Here is a 16,833-nt window from a genome sequence, read left to right as displayed (position 1 = left end):
CCGCTTCCGGCCGAGCCGCGGATCCACGTCGCCCGGGCCCGGCAACCAGGTCCCCCATACGGACACATGGGCAGCCGTTCCGGTCCATGTCCCCGCCGGGCGCGTACTCAGCCGGGTATCTGAGTACCTGTGCGCATGCCCGGTCGCGTGGCCCGCACCACACTCGCCTGCATGGAACATGTGCCGCCACCCGCCGAGGAACTGGTCATCCTCGACCGTGAGCTCGCCCGGCTCGATCTGCGCCGGTCCGAGCTGCTGACCCGCCGCACCTGGCTGCTGAGCGTGCTGCAGACACCCGGTCACCGGCCGGCCGCTGCTCACACGCCGCAGTTCCCGCTGCCCGCCGCGCGTCCCGCTGCCTGGGGTGCGGGCTGGATCGGGGCTCCGGCCTCCTCCGGTTCGCCGTCCGCGCCGGCCGCTCGCCCGGTCCGTACCCGCAGTGCGCAGAACGTGCTGCTCACGCTCGGCGGTCTGCTGCTGGCGATCGCCGCCATCGCCTTCACCCTGGTGAGCTGGGGTCAGATGGGGATCGGCGGGCGCTCGGCCGTCCTGACCGCCGTCACGGTGGCGGCGCTGTCCGCGCCCGCGGTGCTGCTGCGACGCGGTCTGTCCTCGACGGCGGAGGCGCTCGGGGCGCTGGCGTCGGTGCTGATGGTGCTGGACGCCGTCGCCCTGTACCTGGTCGCGGTTCCGGACACCGGCGGTCTCGGCTACGCGGCCGTGGCCTCGGCCGTGCTCGCGGCGCTCTGGGCCGCCTACGGCCTGCTGCTCGACCGGTTGCGGCTCCCGCTGCCGCTGGCCGTGGTCAGCGCGCAGCTGCCGCTGGTTCTGTGGGCGTGGGCCGCGGAGGCGGACGCCCCGGTGTTCTCCGTCGCGCTCCTGGCGACGGCGGCGCTGGACTGCGCGATCGCCGTGCGGTTCAAGGGAGTCGCGGTGCGGATCACGGCCTGTGCCGGGCTCTGCGTCACCGGCGGCGCGGGTCTGCTGGTGGCTCTGGTGAAGTCGCTGTCGGCCAGTGGTCCGGCCGCCGCGGTGGTGCCCGGGGTGCTGCTCCTGGCCGGTGCGGCGATCGCTCTCGTGGGGGCCCGCCGGGCACCGGTGCCGGGCGCGGTGGCCGCGGGCACGGTGGCCGGACTGGCCGCGGTCGCCGCGGTGGGCGGGGTCGCGGCGGCCGGGGTGCCCGGCGGCTGGGCGGTGCAGGTGTATCTGGTGTGCGGGGGCCTGGTCCTGCTGGGCGTACGGGCTCCGCTGGGGCGTCCGGCCGGGCAGGGTCTGGTGTGGGCCGCGGGTGCGGTGGCGGCCATGTCGGTGCTGTACTCGGCCGCCCCGGTCGCGGTGGTCCTGGTGGGTCCGGCGGCTCAGCTGGGGCGGCTGTGGGCGGGTGCGCCGGAGGGCGGGGTCCGCGGAGCGGTGGGGGCCACGGACCTGCCGTGGCAGGACATGGCGGTGGCTCCGGTGGTGCTGCTGTCGGTGGCCGTGGCGCTCGGGGCGGCGTACCGGTCGTGGGAGGGTCTGATGCGGTGGGCCGGGCCGGTACCGGCGCCCCGTCCCGGGTGGCGGACGGCCGTCGGTGCGTCGGCCGTGGTGCTCGGGTGGGCGGGGCTCACCGTGCTGCCGCCCGCGCTCGATGTCTCCTTCACGGCGGCGGTCGCCTCGCAGTCGATGCTGGTCGCGGGGGTTCTGACCGTTGCGGTGGGCGCGCTGCGCCGCGGGACGACGGGGACGGCGGTGGCCGCGGGGGTGTGCGGCTCGGTCGGTGCGCTGGGTGTCGGGTTGCTGTCGCTGGGCTCGGAGCCGGCCACCTACGCGGTGTTCGGTGCGCTGCTGCTGATGTTCGCGGGTGCCGCTACGGCGCTGGACGCGCCCGAGGACCCGTCGCGTGCGCCGGTGCTGGTGACCGTGCAGGCGGGGGTGGTGTGCGCGGCGGTGGTGTGCGCCGGCGTTCTCGCGCTCGCCTTCGGTGCGTCGCTGGGGCTCGCGTCGTACGAGGCAGCGCCTGTGATGCTCGCCGTTCCCGCGGTGACGGCAGGTCTGGGCGCACGGCTGCGGGGGCACGCGGTGGCGCTGCCGCTCGAACTGACCGGCGGCGCGGTGGGCCTGGCCGCGATCGTGGCGGCGGTGGAGGACCCGCCGTTCCTGGCGCTGGTGCTGGCACTGTGCGGGGTGCTGGCCGCGGCGACGGCGTTGCGTACGGACCGGCGGGAGGTGGCCGGCTATCTGGCGACGGCGCTCTTCGTGCTGGCGTCCTGGGTGCGGCTGTCGGCGTCCGGGGTGTCGTCCCCGGAGGCGTACACGCTGCCGGTGACCGTGCCGGCCCTCGTGATCGGTGTGCTGCGCCGCCGTCGTGATCCCGCGGCGTCGTCGTGGACGGCGTACGGGGCGGGCCTGGCGGTGACACTGGTGCCGGCGCTCCTCGCCGCCTGGGGCGATCCGCACTGGCTGCGGCCGTTGTCGCTGGGGGTGGCGGCGCTGGTGATCACGCTGCTGGGGGCGCGGCTGCGGCTCCAGGCGCTGCTGGTGCTGGGCGGCGGGGTGCTGGCGCTGGACGCGTTGCACGAGCTGGCGCCGTACGTGGTGCAGGTGGTGGGCGCGATGCCGCGCTGGGTCGCGCCGGCGCTGGCCGGGGTGCTGCTGCTGGCGGTGGGGGCGACGTACGAGAAGCGGCTGCGGGATGCCCGGCGGCTGAGGGACGCCCTGGGCCGGATGCGGTGACCCGCAGGCCGGCCTGGGGCGCCCGCGCGTGCCTCAGGCCGGCATGCGGTCGCCGACGAGGGCGAGGTTCTCGATGGCGGCGAGTCCGTACAGCGCGGTGTCGTTGGTGTAGACCCAGTTGGCCTCGCTGCCCGGGACGGTGGTGACCGGGCCGCTCACCTTCTCGGTCTTCCAGGGGGCGGATTCCTTGTAGCCGTCGCTGTTGTAGAACTTCTCCCAAGCACGGGCGGCGAGCTTCTCGTCGCCCGTCTGCACGGCCGCGTAGGCGTCCATGCGGGAGTGGCCCTGGAAGAGGAGCAGGGTGCCGAAGTTGGAGCCGTAGCGGGCGGCCTGCTCGGCCTTGCTGGCGTTGAAGTAGCGGCAGTAGTCGAGGTACGCCTCCTTGAACTTCGGCATGTCGATCAGGCCGATGAGTTCGGCGCACAGTTCGTTGAGTCCGAAGACCCCGGACAGGTGGGAGACGCTGACGACGGGTTCGGTGGCGACGGCGAAACGCCCGGTGTCCAGGTCGTAGAGGCCGCTGCCCTGGACGAATCCGTTGGGCTGGGCGGCGATGGTCTCCATGGTGCCGAGCACCCGGGCCTTCGCCTTCTCGGCCTGCGGACCGCCGCGCTCCCATTCGGTGAGCCAGGCGGAGACGAGTCCGCTCCAGTCGGTGCCGAAGCCGACGGACAGGGCGTGCCGGTCGGGGGTGTAGGGCTCGGTACGGATCTTGCGGAGCGGGTCGAGGCCGAGGAAGGTCTCGTCGGAGTCGACGTTGGCCCGCATCAGGTCGCCGACGCGTTCGTCCGCGGTGAGGAAGTAGTAGAAGCGCCGGTAGGTGGTGTTGGCGATGCGCTGCTGCTTGGCGCTGTCCGCGTAGTGCTGGACGCCGTGGCGGGTGCCGAGTCCGGCCCAGTCGCCGAGGTGGTAGACGTCGACCTCGCCGGTGTGGCGGGTCATGGCCTCGGCGAAGCGGAAGATGTCGGCGCGTCCGGAGCGCAGGTAGGCGTACCAGAGCCAGAGGTCGGGCGAGAGTTCGGAGTTGTCCCAGGCGTAGCCGCCGACGTCGTAGCGCCACTGGTGCCGGGCGGGGTCGTAGGAGTGCATGATGTCGCCGTAGTCCCAGAAGCCGTACCAGCGGCGCATCTCGACCTGGTCCTTGTAGTACGTGAACAGGAAGTCCAGGTGGTCCTCGATCTTCGCCTTGGCGGGCGTGGAGCGGTCGACCGGTGAGAAGAGTCCGCCGAAGACGCCCGCGCCGACGAGCTGGGAGGGCGGGGCGACGAGCTGCGGGAGGGTGCGCACGGTGCGGGTCTGCTGGGCGAGGGCCTCGGCGCTGGGGGTCGAGTCGTTGGCCCAGAAGACGAGTTCGCTGGTGCGGGCGATGCCGTACGGGGTACCGAAGCCGGGCTCGTAGTCCTCGTAGGTGATGTTGAGGCCTTCGAGCTGTTCGGCGAAGGTGTCCTGGCCCAGGCCGTCGTGGTAGAAGCGCAGGTCCATCGGCTCGGCCTCGGGCGACCAGAGCCAGAGGGTGACCTCGGCGGCGTCCGTGTCGGCGCCGCGGATGTCGAGCTGGGCGGGGAACTTCTCCCAGAAGTCGCGCAGCCCGAAGGAGAGTCCGCCGCTCGCGCCGCCCACGTAACCGAAGCCGGAGGCGCGCCGGCCGCCGCCCGCGGCGATCCAGCCGTGGCCCTTCTTGGTGCGCTTGCGCAGCGAGAAGCCGTCGGCGGAGAGCTGGCTGAGCGTGTAGTCGCCCCAGGTGGGGATGAGCGGGAGGCGGGTGGTGACGCGCTGGTCCCAGGTGGCCGGGTCCGGCAGTTTCGTGCCCTCGAACTGGGCGGCCTGGACGGCAGCCCCCGGGTCCCGGCGCAGTCCGGTGATGCCCTTGACGGCTTCGCGGAGCATGCCGGTCTCGTCGCCGCCGATGCGGATGTGGCGGTCGTACGTCTCGTCGCGCATGGGGACGGTGAAGCGGACGCCGAGGCCGCGGATGAAGTCGCCGCTCGCCTTGCCGGGTTCCTGGGTGCCGTCGAAGGTGATGGTGTGCATCATGCGGAACGATTCGGCACCGGCGTAGAAGTAGAGCCGGACGGAGAACGGGAGCCAGGAGCGGTTGCCGTGGCGGTGCTTGCCGTCGATGCGCACGACGGCGCGGACGGGCCCGCTCTGTTCGACCTCGGCCTTGCTGATGGCGCTCTCGAAGCGTTCGTACTTCTCCTGCCCCTGGTCGCCGTCCTCGATCTCGCCCTGCCGGATGAGGACGAGGCGGCCGTTCTTCGCGATCTCGGTGGAGCCTCGGGTGAGGGAGCTGACGAGCGAGGAGCCGGTCTTGCCGATCTTCGCGGTGATGACTCCGGTGGAGACGGTGATCGAGCCGCCGCTGTTCTTCACCGTGACCTTGTGGGCGGCGGTGGCGGGTTCGCCGGTGGTGAGGGCGAACTTCTTGGCGCCGCCGGCTTCGGGGCCGACCGCGTGGGCCGTCCACTTCAGTGAGCCGTCGGGCCACTTGGCGGTGGCCCAGGTCTGGACGGGGATGTCCTTGCCGTCGGCGGTGGCGAGCGCGAACTTCTGGTCGGCCGGGTAGCGCCCCTTGGCCCAGGGGACGCCGAAGGTGGATCCGGGTGCGGCGCCGAGGCCGTCCTCCTCCAGCCAGCTGATCTCGACGGGGCCTTCGCCGGCCTTGCCGGTGGCTGCGGCCGCCTGCTGGGCGGTGTCGTTCAGCGCCCAGGAAAAGGTGCTGGCGGCGCCGGCGACGGCGGCGGCCTTGAGGACGGTACGGCGGGGGATCGGGGACATCACGACTCCAATTCGTGGCGAAAAAGGGCATGACTGATCGCACGCTGACGCGTGGTGGGACGTGGTGCGGTAGGTGGGGCCGGCCGTCGGTCAGCGGCGGTCGGCGGCGACCGCCGCCGCGGCGAGGCAGCCGAGGGCGGGCGCGGCCAGGGGTGGGATCTGCCAGGCGGCGAGGGCCAGGGCGACGAATCCGCCCACGAGCAGCAGTGAGCCTGCCGGGTCGGTGAGGGTCCGGCGGCCGGCGGCCCGGGCGGCGGCCGCCCAGGGCGTGGCGGGCTGCCAGGCGGCGGCCGTGCGCAGCCCCCAGACGGCCACGGCCGGCAGGCCGAGCAGGCTCACCGCGATGAGCGGACGGCCGCCCGGCAGCAGGCCGGACCGGGCGACCTGCCAGTCGAAGGCGAGCAGGGCGAGCGCCGCCCACCACAGCAGGGAGATGCGCCAGCCGCTGCGGAACGCCTCCCGTACGTCGGCGGCGAACTCCCGTACTCCGCCCGCCTCCCCGGCCAGGTACCGGCGCAGGTGCCGGCTCCCCGCGGCGAAGGCCGCGGGGAACGTGACGAGCGGCAGCGCGGCGACGGTGATCCACACGCCGGTGAGCAGGCATTCGGAGAAGACGCTGAATCGCTCCCGGACGAAGGAGGTCCTGGGTGCGGCGGGGGATTTCGTCGCCACGGGGTGCTCAGCCCTTCAGGCCGGAGGTGGCCATGCCGTCGATGAGGTAGCGCTGGAAGGCCAGGAAGAAGGCGAGGACCGGCAGCAGGGCCACCAGTGACATCGCGATCATGCCGCCGTAGTCGGCGACGGCGTCCTGGTCGATGAACATCCGCAGCCCCATCGAGACGGTGTACTTGTCCGGCTCGTTGAGGTACAGCAGGGGGCCCATGAAGTCGTTCCAGGCCTGGATGAAGGTGAAGATGGCGCTGGTGATGAGCGCGGGCCGGCACAGCGGCATCACGATCGACCAGTAGATCCGCAGGTGTCCGCAGCCGTCCAGCCGCGCGGCCTCGTCGAGTTCCTTGGGCAGTCCGCGCATGAACTGGACCATGAGGAAGACGAAGAAGGCGTCGGTGGCGAGGTACTTGCCGATCAGCAGCGGAGTGAAGGTGTTGATCAGCTCCAGCTTCTGGAACATCACGTACTGCGGAATGATCAGTACGTGGTACGGGAGCAGCAGCGTCCCGATCATGATGGCGAACATGATGTTGCGCCCGGCGAAGCGGACCTTGGTGAAGGCGTAGGCCGTGAGCGAGCAGGAGAGCACGACGCCGATCACGGAACCGACGGAGACGTAGGCCGAGTTCAGGAAGAACTTCCAGATCGGGATGTCGGCGATGCCGTCGGCGAGCCGCCGGTAGTTGTCGGTGATCGGGTCGGTCGGCAGGAGGTTCAGCGCGCCGACGATGTCCCCGCTCGGCTTGAACGAGGCGCCGATCGTCCACACGACCGGGTAGAGGACCACCGCGAGGATGGCGAGGGCGCCGATGTGCCAGGCGAGGGAGCCGGGAAGCCGGCGTCGTACGGCGGTGGTGTCCATCGGGGTCATCGGCCCCCCTCCTCGTAGTGCACCCAGCGCTTCTGGGACCAGAACAGCACGGCGGTGACCAGGCCCACGGCGACGAGCAGCAGCCATGCCATGGCGGAGGCGAAGCCCATCCGGCTGTTCGCGAAGCCCTGGTCGTACAGGTAACAGGTGTAGACGAGCGTCGCGTCGGCCGGGCCGCAGCTGCCGTTGCTGACGATGTAGGCCGATCCGAAGATCTGGAAGGAGTGGATGGTCTCCAGCAGGACGTTGAAGAACAGCACCGGCGAGATCATCGGCAGGGTGATGCTCCAGAACTTCCGCCAGGCACTGGCCCCGTCCACGTTCGCCGCTTCGTACAGCTCTCTGGGGACCTGCTTGAGACCGGCCAGGAAGATCACCATGGGGGCGCCGAACTGCCAGACCGTGAGGCCCACCAGCGCGTAGATGATCATGTTCGGATCGCCGATCCAGCCGCCCGCGTCGATCCCGAACAGCTGCTGTCCCCGGTCGACGACGGCATCGTCGGAGAACAGCGCGCGCCAGACGATGGCGGCCGAGACGCTCGCGCCGATCAGCGACGGCGCGTAGAACGCGGCCCGGTAGAAGGACTGGCCCCAGCGCTTCTGGGCCAGCAGCATCGCCACGGCGAGCGCGGCGGCCAGCTTGATCGGGGTGCCGATCACCACGTACCAGGAGGTCACCTTGACCGACTGGCGCCAGCGGGGGTCGGCGAACATGTCGGTGAAGTTCTTCAGGCCGACCCACTTCGGGGCGTCGAAGAGGTTGTAGTCGGTGAACGCGAGGTACAGCGAGAAGACCATGGGGCCGGCGATCAGGAACAGGAAGCCCGCGATCCAGGGCGACATGAAGAGATAGCCGGTCAGATTCTCGCGGTGGCCCCGCGGTCGCGGAGCGGGGCGGGTCTTGCGTCCCGGGCCGCTCCGCTCCACGGTGGCGAGGTCCTTGTCGAGGACCGGGCCGCTCGTGGAGGTCTGGATGTGAGTCACCGCGTCATTCCTCTCAGTTCGAGGCGAGGGCGGTCTTCGCCTCGGAGAAGAACTGCTTGACGGAGTCCTCCGGCGAGGCCTTGCCCAGGGACATGTCGCCGGCGATGCGCAGGAACGCCGCCTCGACGACGTCGGCACCGGCCGGGTGCGGCGTGATGGGCTCCAGCACGCCGGCCTTGGCGATCTCGGTCTCGTACGCGCCGATCGCCTTGCTCGGGGCGTCGGTGGGCTGGAAGGCCTCGAACTGCGCGGTGGTGGCGGGGACTCCGCGGTCGTAGCCCATGATGCGGGCGACGGCGGGGTCGTGGGTCATGAAGCTGATGAAGGTGGCGACCTCGGCGGGGTGCTTGGTACGGGCGGTGCCGCTCAGCATCAGGGAGCCGAGGTACTGGCCGGTCTTCTTGCCGTCGGTGCTCGGGATGGGCGCGAGGCTGTAGCTGCTCTTGCCCTCCGCGCTGTAGCGGACGGAGAAGTTGTCCCAGGTGAACTCGCCGGCCGAGAGGCCCTTGGCGAGCGCGGAGGCCGGCTTGATCTGCTCGACCTTCTTCTGGTCGGCGTAGACGCCGGACTTGACCCGGGCCAGCGCCTCGGTCCAGTACGGCAGCAGTTCGTTCTCGCCGAAGCCCATGCCCTCCTCGGTGAAGAACGCCTTGCCGTTCTGCCGCAGGACCAGGTCGTAGAGGTACATGACGCCGTGGGGACCGGAGTCGCCGGCTATGCCCTGGCCGGACTTGATCTTCTGCAGGCCCGCGTACCAGTCGTCCCAGGTCCAGCCGAGGCCGTGGTCGACGCCCGCCTTCTCGAAGACCTTCTCGTCGATGACGAGGGCCATCGAGTTGCTCCCGACCGGGACGCCGAGCAGCTTGCCGTCGATCTCGGCGAACTTCTCGAGGCCTGCGCGGAAGCCGTCCAGCTGGAGGTTGCCCTTCTTCGCCTGCGGATTGAGGTCGAGCAGGACGTTCTTGGCCTCGTACTTGCGCAGGAACGTCACCGCGTTCTGGATGACGTCCGGCGGGTTGCCGCCGGCGGCCTGGGTGTTGAACTTCTTCCAGAAGTCCGGGTACTGCTGGAAGTCCGTCTTCACCTTGATCTTCGGGTGCTTCTTCTCGAAGAGCTTGACGCACTCCTGGACCTTCTTCGCCCGGTCGTCGGCGCCCCACCAGGCGTGCCGGATGGTGACCGGCCCGTTCGAGCCACCGCCCGAGCCGCAGCCGGCCGCGGTCAGCCCGAGACCGGCAGCCGAGAAGCCCGCGAGCTTCAGCATCTGCCGCCGGTCCATGCCCTGGTTCCGAGACATAGTTCGCCCCTACGCTTGATTGAATCGTTTTAGAAAGCGCTTGCCGGGTCAAAGTAAGGAGCGGCACCGGCGACGTCAATGGCTGGGACGAAAATCGATCGAAGCGCTTGAACGGGATACCCGGAAACGCCGACGGCCCGGAAGCTTCTGGAAGCTTCCGGGCCGTCGGTCCGGGGTGGGCGATACTGGGTTCGAACCAGTGACCTCTTCGGTGTGAACGAAGCGCTCTCCCACTGAGCTAATCGCCCGGGCGCACGCCAAACATTACCCCATGTCAGCGGTGCTCCCCGACCACCCGGAGGTCACTCGTCGATCTTCCACGGCATGACGATTCCGAACTTCCACACATAGATCCCCACCAGCACCGCGATGATCACGAGCCCGAGCACCGTGAGAGCGATGTTGCGCCGCCGCACCTTGGGATCGAGCGCGCGCTGGGCGGCCTCGGTGACCTTCCGGCGCGTCCAGCGCAGCACGAGCTGGGCCCAGACGAACTCGGTCGCCCAGATCGCCATGCCGCCGAAGATCACCAGCCAGCCGGGGCCCGGCAACGGCAGCATCACGATGCCCGCCGCGACCACGGCCAGACCGACCACGAACACGCCGACCTGCCAGCTCAGGTGCAGCGTCCTGGACGCCTTGATGAACCCGGGCGCCCTGGAGCCGAGCTCCCGGTCCTCCTTGGCCACATCCTCCGTGACGTCCCCCGTCACGCTCTCGCGCTCTTCCCGCGCCGCGGGCGCCGGATCCGCCGGTGCGGCAGTCCCGTCCCGCTCGTCACTCTCCGCATTCATGGGGGTCAACCTACCGGAACGCTCCTGTTCACCGGAATGGCCGCATGACTCAAAGTTACACACCCCTGTACGAGCTACCTGAAGGATCACAAAACGGTCAGAGGGGTTTACAACGCCACCGTAGGTGGCATGTCGATTTCGCCGACGTGCGAATCCCCGAGCGCACACTGAGCGAAAGGCCCTGGCGCTTATGAACACCACGGTCAGCTGCGAGCTGCACCTGCGCCTCGTTGTGTCGAGCGAGTCCTCACTGCCTGTACCCGCGGGCCTGCGGTATGACACGGCCGATCCGTATGCCGTGCACGCCACCTTCCACACCGGAGCGGAGGAGACGGTCGAGTGGGTTTTCGCCCGTGACCTCCTTGCCGAGGGGCTGCACAGGCCCACCGGCACCGGAGACGTCCGCGTCTGGCCATCCCGAAGTCACGGCCAGGGCGTCGTCTGTATCGCACTGAGCTCCCCAGAGGGCGAAGCCCTGCTGGAGGCCCCCGCGCGTGCCCTGGAGTCGTTCCTGAAGAGGACCGACGCCGCGGTTCCGCCGGGGACCGAGCATCGTCACTTCGATCTCGATACGGAGCTCTCACACATCCTGGCCGAGAGCTGAGCCAGGCCGAGAGCCGCACGACGCCGTCCGACTCGGGGAGACGGCGCCGCACGGACAACCTCATACGGCTGACACCGGCGCCGTCCTCACGGAATCCACCGTGGGGACGGCGCCGGTCCGCGTTCCACCGCCCGCGCCGGTGCCCTCACACACCCGCACGGTGCCCCCGCACGCCCGCCAGGCGCCCGCCAGAGCCGCTCCCGCGCCCCGGAGGCCGTATGCGTGCCCAGGGGTCGTACGCATGCCCCAGGAGCCGCGGAGGCCCCTCACGCCCCGGTGCGGCCGGCCCGAGCCAGTAGAGTCAGCCGCCATCGGCGGGTGCCCCGGCCCGCCGGAGGCCAGGGAGCGGAAGCGTGCTGATCCCCCACGACACCCGGATCGCCCTCGACGTGGTGGTCGATCTGGTGAACACCGCGCCGGAGAGCGAGCCGCCCGAGGGCGGCGAGCCCGTGGACGGGCTCGCCGACACCGAGGCGCTGTACGCGTTCGCCGGGCGCCACCGGGTGAGCGGGGTGGGCGCACTCGACGAGAAGGACCTGCGCGCCGTGCACGACGTGCGGGCACGGTTCGCCGAGGTCTTCGCCGCAGCCGACGCACAGGTCGCCGCCTCGCTCGTCAACGCGCTGGTGGCCGCTGCGGGCACCACGCCGCACCTCAGCAACCACGACGGCTACGACTGGCACGTGCACTACTTCGCACCGGACGCCTCGCTCGCCGACCACCTGGCGGCCGACTGCGGGATGGCCCTCGCGTTCATCATCGTGGCGGGCGAGACGGAGCGGCTGCGCCGCTGCGAGGCGCCGGACTGCCGGCACGCCTTCGTCGACCTCTCGCGCAACCGCTCCCGCCGCTACTGCTCCAGCCGCACGTGCGGTAACCGGTTGCACGTGGCCGCGTACCGGGCGCGCCGCAGGGAAGCGGCCGGCTGACGGCTCACAGCACGAAGAGATCATGCAACGCGGCCATCAGCAGCAGGCCGCCGATCACCGTGAGGAAGATCATCAGAGGGGGCTGGGAAAGCGCGAAGAGGCAGCCACGCGGCTCTTCGGCTGGGGGTGCGGGGGCATCGCCCCGGGAGGTGTCCACCATCTCGGGACGATCATGACGCAGTCCGGCACCGATTGGCGGCCAACCCACCTTTTCACGACGGGAGTTCACCCCCCGCACGGTGGGCATATCGCTCCGGCGTCCGATCACCCGTCAGGCTTTCGGGGTCCCGCCCCGTGGCGGTGCCGGTGGAACTCCGCCGCCCGGTCGGGCAGTCGGAGCTCCACTCCCCCGCATCCCCGGCCCCGCGCCCGGTCAGCCCAGGTCGCGCAGCATGCGCAGCTGTACGGTGCGGTGGGCCGAGGTGCCGCCCTCATGTCCGTTCCAGGGGTACACCTCGATCTCCTTGGGGCCGGCCCAGTTGTTGTAGGCGGCGAAGACCGTGGACGGCGGGCAGATGGGGTCCATCAGGGCCACGGAGTACAGGGCCGGCATCTGCGCCCGGGCCGCGAAGCTGATGCCGTCGAAGTAGGAGAGCGTCCGGAACACCTGGTCGGCGTGGCCGTGCTGGGTGGCCAGGTAGCGCACGATCTCCTGGTACGGGTCCTTGTCCGTGATCTCGACGGCCCGCCGGTAGTGCGTCAGGAACGGTACGTCGATGAACGCCGCCCTGACGTGGGGGCTGAGGCCGGCGACGGCCTGGGCGATGCCGCCGCCCTGGCTGCCGCCGTACACGACGATCCGGTCCGGGTCGATGGACGGGTGGGCGCGGGCCACCTCGACGGCGCGCACCGCGTCGGTGAACACCCGGCGGTAGTAGTAGTCGTCGGGGTCCAGGATCCCGCGCGTCATGAAGCCCGGGGACTGCGGTCCGGCGCCGCCGTGCGGGTCGGCGGTGGAACCCGCCGAGTGGCTGTTGACGGCGCCCTGGCCGCGGGTGTCCACGACCAGGGTCGCCCAGCCCGCCGCGGGCCAGACCAGGTGGTCGACAGGCAGTCCGCGCCCGCTGCCGTAGCCGAGGTAGTTGACGACGACGGGCAGGGGGCCCTCGGCCCCGGCCGGCACGTTCAGCCAGGCGCGTATGCGGTGTCCGCCCCAGCCGGCGAACGACACGTCGTGCACGTCGACGTTGCTCAACGCGGCGTCGTAGGAGACGAATTCGGCATCCAGCGGGTGCTCGGCGGCCTCGTCCAGGGTGCGGCGCCAGAAGGCGTCGAAGTCGTCGGGCTCACCGGACTCCGGACGGTAGGCACGGAGTTGGTCCAGAGGAAGGTCGAACAGGGACACGGCGTCTCCATTTCGGGCATGCGGAAGGGAACGGCGGAGAGTGGCAGGAGGGGAAGGGCCGGACGGGACGGGGCGGGCGGGTAGGGCCGGACGGCGTGGCTCAGCGCGGCGTGGAGCTGGACGCGCGTACGACGAGTTCCGGCTGGAGCACGACGCTGCGGTGCTCGTGGGTGCCGCCCTCGTCGTCCGCCTCCTCCAGCAGGAGCTCGGCGGCCATCCGGCCCATCACGACCGCCGGCTGGCGGACCGAGGTGAGCGGTACGGCAGCGGCGGCGGCGAACTCGATGTCGTCGTACCCGACGATGGCGATGTCCTGCGGGACTCGCACTCCCGCCGCGTACAGGGCCTGGAGCACGCCCAGGGCGAGCAGGTCGTTGGCGCAGAACACAGCGGTGGGGCGCGGGACGAGCCCGAGCAGCCGGGCCCCGGCGTCCCGGCCCGCTGCCACGTCGAGGCGGTCGGAGGGAATCTCGACGAGTGCCCCGGCCGGCAGCCCCGCCTCGGCGAGCGCGGACAGCGCGCCCTCACGACGGTCCCGGATCTGGTGCAGGTCGCCGGGGCCGCTGACGTAGGCGACCGAGCGGTGCCCGGCCGAGATCAGGTGGCCGACGGCCAGGGCGCCGCCCCGCACGTCGTCGACGGAGACCGCGCAGCTGCCCGCCCCCGAGGCGACCCGGTCCACCAGGACATAGGGAATCCGGTGACGGCTGAAGGAATCGAGATTGCGGCCGGTCGCGTCGGCCGGGGTGATCAGTACGCCGCAGACGCGCTGCTCCGCGAAGAGACCGAGGTACTCGGCCTCCTCCGCGGGACTCTGGCCGCTGTTGCAGACCATGACACCGAGGCCCGCCTGGCGGGCGGCGCGTTCGGCCCCGCGGGCCACGTCGACGAAGAAGGGGTTGCCCATGTCCAGGACGAGGAGCGCCATGATCCGGCTGCGGCCGGCCCTGAGCTGGCGGGCCGACTCGCTGCGGACGTATCCGAGCTCCTCGATCGCGGCCAGCACCCGGGCCCGGGTCTCGGGCAGCACGGCCTCGGGGCGGTTGATCACATTGGACACCGTGCCCACGGAGACCCCGGCCTGCCGGGCCACATCCTTGATGCCTGCCACACGCGCCACTAGTCCTGCCCCACTGCCCTTGGCCGCGCTCGTCCAGCGGCGTCACCCCATCGTACGGACGGTGGTGAATGAATTGTTTCAATCCGGGTGGGACGCTAACCCGCTCGCCGAATGCCGTCAAGGATCATGGGTGAATCGATTCATGGGAGCGCTGTCCGTGCGGTGTCATCAGCCTGCTCGGAAGCAGGCCGGGGAGCCGGCCGGAAGCAGTCCGGAAGCAGGTCCCAGCGGGCCCGGATGCAGGTCGGGCAGCGACGGCCCGGGAGCACGTCGGGCAGCGGGCCCGGGCGCCCGTCGGACAGCGGGCCCGAAAGGGCCTTGGCTCTCGGAGGGCGGTTCGCGAACCTCGGCTCTCGGAGGGTGACTCGCGATCTGCCCTCTCAGATGCCGTGCTTCTTCAGGATGGCCTCGATGTCGCTGAAGTCGTCGCCCGGACCCGCCTCGGCGGACTGCTTCTTCGGCCTCTGCCGCGGCTCGGCAGCCCGTGCACCCGTCCCCAGCGAGGGCGCCGAGGCCGCGGGCGCGATCGCACCGGACTGCGCTGCCCGGGCCGCCGCCTTGCGTTCCTTGCGGGTTCCCCCGCCGCGGCGCTCGATCGCACGAGTGGTCATGAACAGCAGCCAGGCCACCCCCAGCACCCCGAAGCCGAGCCAGACGCTCGGGTTGAAGGCGATGTCCGACACCCACTCGACGACGCCGGTCAGCACCAGCCCGATCGGGACCAGCGAGTAGGCGGCGATCCGGGTCGCCGTGAGGAACCGCTTCCGGTACGCCGTGACGGCGGCGATGCCCAGGCCCGCCGCGGACACCGCGGAGCAAATGGTCTCGGCAAGCATCGGAGCCTCCAGGCGCAGGGGAAACGTCCCTTCCATCCTGCACCGGTGACCGGGCGCGCGGCCATGCTCCGAGCCCACATCAGGGACATTTCAGGGCCGGGATCCTCCCCAGGTGCCGCACGGACCACGATCGGACCGGGTGCCGTCCGGTCCTCCCGAGGCCTGTCGTGGCGCCTCCTCGCACCCTGGGAGACTGGACCCATGAGCGATTCCACCCCCGCAGCACCGGTCGTCCTCGACGTCTGGTGCGAGCTCCAGTGCCCCGACTGCCACCACGCCCTCACCGATGTACACGCCCTCCGCGCCCGCTACGGCGACCGGATCGAGATCCGGCTCCGGCACTTCCCGCTGGAGAAGCACAAGCACGCCTACGCCGCCGCGCAGGCTGCCGAGGAGGCCGCGGCGCAGGGCAAGGACTGGCCGTACATCGAGGCGGTGCTCGCCCGCACCGCCGAGCTCGACCGCGCCGGCGAGCCGCTGCTGATCGAAGTGGCGGGGGAACTCGGTCTGGACACGGAGGAGTTCGACACCGCCCTGATCGACGGCCGGCACATGCTGATCGTGGACGCCGACCAGGCCGAGGGCAAGGCGATCGGCGTCACCGGCACTCCCACCTACGTGATCGACGGCGAGCGGCTGGACGGCGGCAAGAGCCAGGAAGGACTTCGCGAGCGGATCGAGGCCATCGCCGACCGGCTGCTCGCCGAACAGGGCTGAGGCCGGGCAGCGGACCACGGGCGCCGGACGCGCTCCGGAGCTGCCGGCGCGGCCGGCGCTGCCGATGGGAGAAGCGGCCGACGCGGCCGGAGCCGACGACCAGAAGGACCCGGCCGACGAAGGCCGCAGTTGAAGACCGGGAGGACCCGGGCCGGCAGAGGCCGCAGCTGACGACCGGGCCGGCAGGGGTCCGAGCTGCGGGCGAGCCCCCGGAGCGCCGCGTCTCGCACGCCCGCACGCCCGCTCCCCCTGTCCCTTGCCCCACCCCGCCCCGCCCCCGAGACTCGGCGGCAGCCGTGCGACAGATCGGAACAGCAGGTCAGAGCGGCTTGGCCAGGTTGTACCGGGTCGGCTCGTAGCCCAGCGACTCGTACAGCCGCAGTGCGGGCGTGTTGGCCGTGACGACGTGCAGGCCAAGCCTCGTCTCCCCGGCCGAGAGCGCGACGGCTTCGGCCTGGAGCATCAGCGCCCGGCCGTACCCCTGCCCGCGGAAGCGCTCGTCCACCTCGACGTCGAAGACGTAGCCGACCACCTGGCCGGGGTGCATCTCGAACCGCGCCACCCAGAGGAACCCGACCTTCTCGTCCTCGCGGACGAGATGGCTCAGCCAGGCGCCCTCGGTGGCGAGGCCCTGCGGCAGATGTCCGGCGTGCGAGGCGCGGGCCGCCCGCAGCGCCGACTCCCTCGGGGTGCCGCGTGTCACCAGGCTCTCCGCGTACCCGGCGATCGCGCCGCCCTCCCAGGCCGCATACTCCTCGGGCGTCATCGGCCGTGCGCTCAGCCCGTCGGGCAGCTTCGGAGGGTCGGCGGGCAGCTGCTTGATCATGTTCCGGCTGCGTTCGGTGTAGCCGAGTGCGGCGGTCAGCCGCTGTCCCGCAAGGTCGTCGGCGGCGACGCTCGTCCGCACCTGCGTGCAGCCCCAGCCCCGCAGCACTTCCTCGGCCGCCAGTGCCGCGATCGTGCCCCGGCCGCGCCGCCGCACCGGTTCGTCGACGCGCAGGGACCGCAGCACTCCTGTCGCGCCGTCCGAACCCGGCTCGGTGCCGATCTCGACGGCGCCGACGGGGCGCCCGTTGTCGCACACGTCGTACGCGCGGCTCTGTGCGCCGTCGGCGCCTGGCTGGATCGGCCCGGACGGCCGGAGTGTCGTGGTCATCAGAGGATTTCTATCC

The 16,833-nt window shown here is 71.3% G+C and carries 15 protein-coding genes and 1 tRNA gene; 4 read left to right on the top strand and 12 right to left on the bottom strand.

All coding sequences use genetic code 11. The features are described from left to right. The first annotated feature begins 171 nt into the window (after positions 1 to 171). Complete coding sequence (locus ACIQMX_RS27105; RefSeq protein WP_402481850.1) at positions 172 to 2,712, top strand: SCO7613 C-terminal domain-containing membrane protein; 2,541 nt, start codon at positions 172 to 174, stop codon at positions 2,710 to 2,712. Positions 2,713 to 2,745: 33 nt separating this feature from the next. Here ACIQMX_RS27105 and ACIQMX_RS27100 read toward each other — a convergent pair whose 3' ends face one another. The 7 genes from ACIQMX_RS27100 to ACIQMX_RS27070 all read right to left on the bottom strand — a co-directional run bounded on the left by ACIQMX_RS27100 (position 2,746) and on the right by ACIQMX_RS27070 (position 10,110). Continuing rightward, entirely contained in the window at positions 2,746 to 5,490 is a 2,745-nt protein-coding gene (locus ACIQMX_RS27100) for a Tat pathway signal sequence domain protein (protein WP_402481847.1), read from the bottom strand. Positions 5,491 to 5,580: 90 nt separating this feature from the next. Then, the gene (locus ACIQMX_RS27095) at positions 5,581 to 6,162 is read right to left on the bottom strand and encodes a hypothetical protein (RefSeq protein WP_363072348.1); all 582 of its coding nucleotides are present in this window, start codon (positions 6,160 to 6,162) and stop codon (positions 5,581 to 5,583) included. 7 nt (positions 6,163 to 6,169) lie between these two features. Beyond that, positions 6,170 to 7,033, bottom strand: a complete 864-nt coding sequence (locus ACIQMX_RS27090; protein WP_363072346.1) for a carbohydrate ABC transporter permease — start codon at positions 7,031 to 7,033, stop codon at positions 6,170 to 6,172. After that, positions 7,030 to 7,962, bottom strand: a complete 933-nt coding sequence (locus ACIQMX_RS27085; protein WP_326666774.1) for a sugar ABC transporter permease — start codon at positions 7,960 to 7,962, stop codon at positions 7,030 to 7,032. The genes ACIQMX_RS27090 and ACIQMX_RS27085 overlap by 4 nt, the downstream gene beginning before the upstream one ends. Before the next feature lie 70 nt (positions 7,963 to 8,032). Then, on the bottom strand, positions 8,033 to 9,316 hold the full coding sequence (locus ACIQMX_RS27080) for an extracellular solute-binding protein (protein ID WP_363072344.1): 1,284 nt from the start codon (positions 9,314 to 9,316) through the stop codon (positions 8,033 to 8,035). A gap of 176 nt (positions 9,317 to 9,492) precedes the next feature. Continuing rightward, positions 9,493 to 9,564 (bottom strand) — tRNA-Val (locus ACIQMX_RS27075). A gap of 54 nt (positions 9,565 to 9,618) precedes the next feature. Then, entirely contained in the window at positions 9,619 to 10,110 is a 492-nt protein-coding gene (locus ACIQMX_RS27070; RefSeq protein WP_402481843.1) for a TIGR02611 family protein, read from the bottom strand. Between the two features lie 190 nt (positions 10,111 to 10,300). Between ACIQMX_RS27070 and ACIQMX_RS27065 the strand changes: the two genes are divergently transcribed. Further along, positions 10,301 to 10,714, top strand: a complete 414-nt coding sequence (locus tag ACIQMX_RS27065) for an SsgA family sporulation/cell division regulator (protein ID WP_003959770.1) — start codon at positions 10,301 to 10,303, stop codon at positions 10,712 to 10,714. Positions 10,715 to 11,067: 353 nt separating this feature from the next. Beyond that, positions 11,068 to 11,643 (top strand): CGNR zinc finger domain-containing protein, encoded by a 576-nt coding sequence (locus ACIQMX_RS27060; protein WP_363072340.1) that lies wholly within the window; start codon positions 11,068 to 11,070, stop codon positions 11,641 to 11,643. Positions 11,644 to 11,647: 4 nt separating this feature from the next. Here ACIQMX_RS27060 and ACIQMX_RS27055 read toward each other — a convergent pair whose 3' ends face one another. The 4 genes from ACIQMX_RS27055 to ACIQMX_RS27040 form a co-directional block, all read right to left on the bottom strand. Next, positions 11,648 to 11,872 (bottom strand): hypothetical protein, encoded by a 225-nt coding sequence (locus ACIQMX_RS27055; protein ID WP_363072402.1) that lies wholly within the window; start codon positions 11,870 to 11,872, stop codon positions 11,648 to 11,650. Positions 11,873 to 12,016: 144 nt separating this feature from the next. Continuing rightward, a complete protein-coding gene (locus tag ACIQMX_RS27050) occupies positions 12,017 to 12,988 on the bottom strand; it encodes an acetylxylan esterase (protein WP_402481840.1) in 972 nt (323 codons plus the stop codon). A gap of 100 nt (positions 12,989 to 13,088) precedes the next feature. Continuing rightward, the gene (locus ACIQMX_RS27045; protein ID WP_402481838.1) at positions 13,089 to 14,108 is read right to left on the bottom strand and encodes a LacI family DNA-binding transcriptional regulator; all 1,020 of its coding nucleotides are present in this window, start codon (positions 14,106 to 14,108) and stop codon (positions 13,089 to 13,091) included. Positions 14,109 to 14,488: 380 nt separating this feature from the next. After that, the gene (locus ACIQMX_RS27040) at positions 14,489 to 14,944 is read right to left on the bottom strand and encodes a hypothetical protein (protein ID WP_363072335.1); all 456 of its coding nucleotides are present in this window, start codon (positions 14,942 to 14,944) and stop codon (positions 14,489 to 14,491) included. 201 nt (positions 14,945 to 15,145) lie between these two features. On the opposite strand from ACIQMX_RS27040, the gene ACIQMX_RS27035 reads away from it, so the two are divergent. Continuing rightward, positions 15,146 to 15,661, top strand: coding sequence for a DsbA family protein (locus ACIQMX_RS27035; protein ID WP_402481836.1), 516 nt, complete (start codon positions 15,146 to 15,148; stop codon positions 15,659 to 15,661). Positions 15,662 to 15,980: 319 nt separating this feature from the next. Here ACIQMX_RS27035 and ACIQMX_RS27030 read toward each other — a convergent pair whose 3' ends face one another. Beyond that, positions 15,981 to 16,817, bottom strand: coding sequence for a GNAT family N-acetyltransferase (locus ACIQMX_RS27030; protein WP_402481833.1), 837 nt, complete (start codon positions 16,815 to 16,817; stop codon positions 15,981 to 15,983). Positions 16,818 to 16,833: the final 16 nt, after the last annotated feature.

Origin of the sequence: Streptomyces sp. NPDC091416, assembly GCF_044756845.1 — a bacterium.
In the GTDB taxonomy this organism is placed as follows: Bacteria; Actinomycetota; Actinomycetes; order Streptomycetales; family Streptomycetaceae; genus Streptomyces.
Note: the sequence above shows the minus strand (reverse complement) of the source record. Positions and strands in the feature narration are given on the sequence as shown.

Bases quoted from the DNA above. Each gene is read 5' to 3' on its own strand.
- ACIQMX_RS27105 (WP_402481850.1), top strand. From the start codon at position 172: ATGGAACATGTGCCGCCACCCGCCGAGGAACTGGTCATCCTCGACCGT.
- ACIQMX_RS27100 (WP_402481847.1), bottom strand. From the start codon at position 5,490: ATGTCCCCGATCCCCCGCCGTACCGTCCTCAAGGCCGCCGCCGTCGCC.
- ACIQMX_RS27090 (WP_363072346.1), bottom strand. From the start codon at position 7,033: ATGACCCCGATGGACACCACCGCCGTACGACGCCGGCTTCCCGGCTCC.
- ACIQMX_RS27080 (WP_363072344.1), bottom strand. From the start codon at position 9,316: ATGTCTCGGAACCAGGGCATGGACCGGCGGCAGATGCTGAAGCTCGCG.
- ACIQMX_RS27070 (WP_402481843.1), bottom strand. From the start codon at position 10,110: ATGAATGCGGAGAGTGACGAGCGGGACGGGACTGCCGCACCGGCGGAT.
- ACIQMX_RS27065 (WP_003959770.1), top strand. From the start codon at position 10,301: ATGAACACCACGGTCAGCTGCGAGCTGCACCTGCGCCTCGTTGTGTCG.
- ACIQMX_RS27040 (WP_363072335.1), bottom strand. From the start codon at position 14,944: ATGCTTGCCGAGACCATTTGCTCCGCGGTGTCCGCGGCGGGCCTGGGC.
- ACIQMX_RS27035 (WP_402481836.1), top strand. From the start codon at position 15,146: ATGAGCGATTCCACCCCCGCAGCACCGGTCGTCCTCGACGTCTGGTGC.
- ACIQMX_RS27030 (WP_402481833.1), bottom strand. From the start codon at position 16,817: ATGACCACGACACTCCGGCCGTCCGGGCCGATCCAGCCAGGCGCCGAC.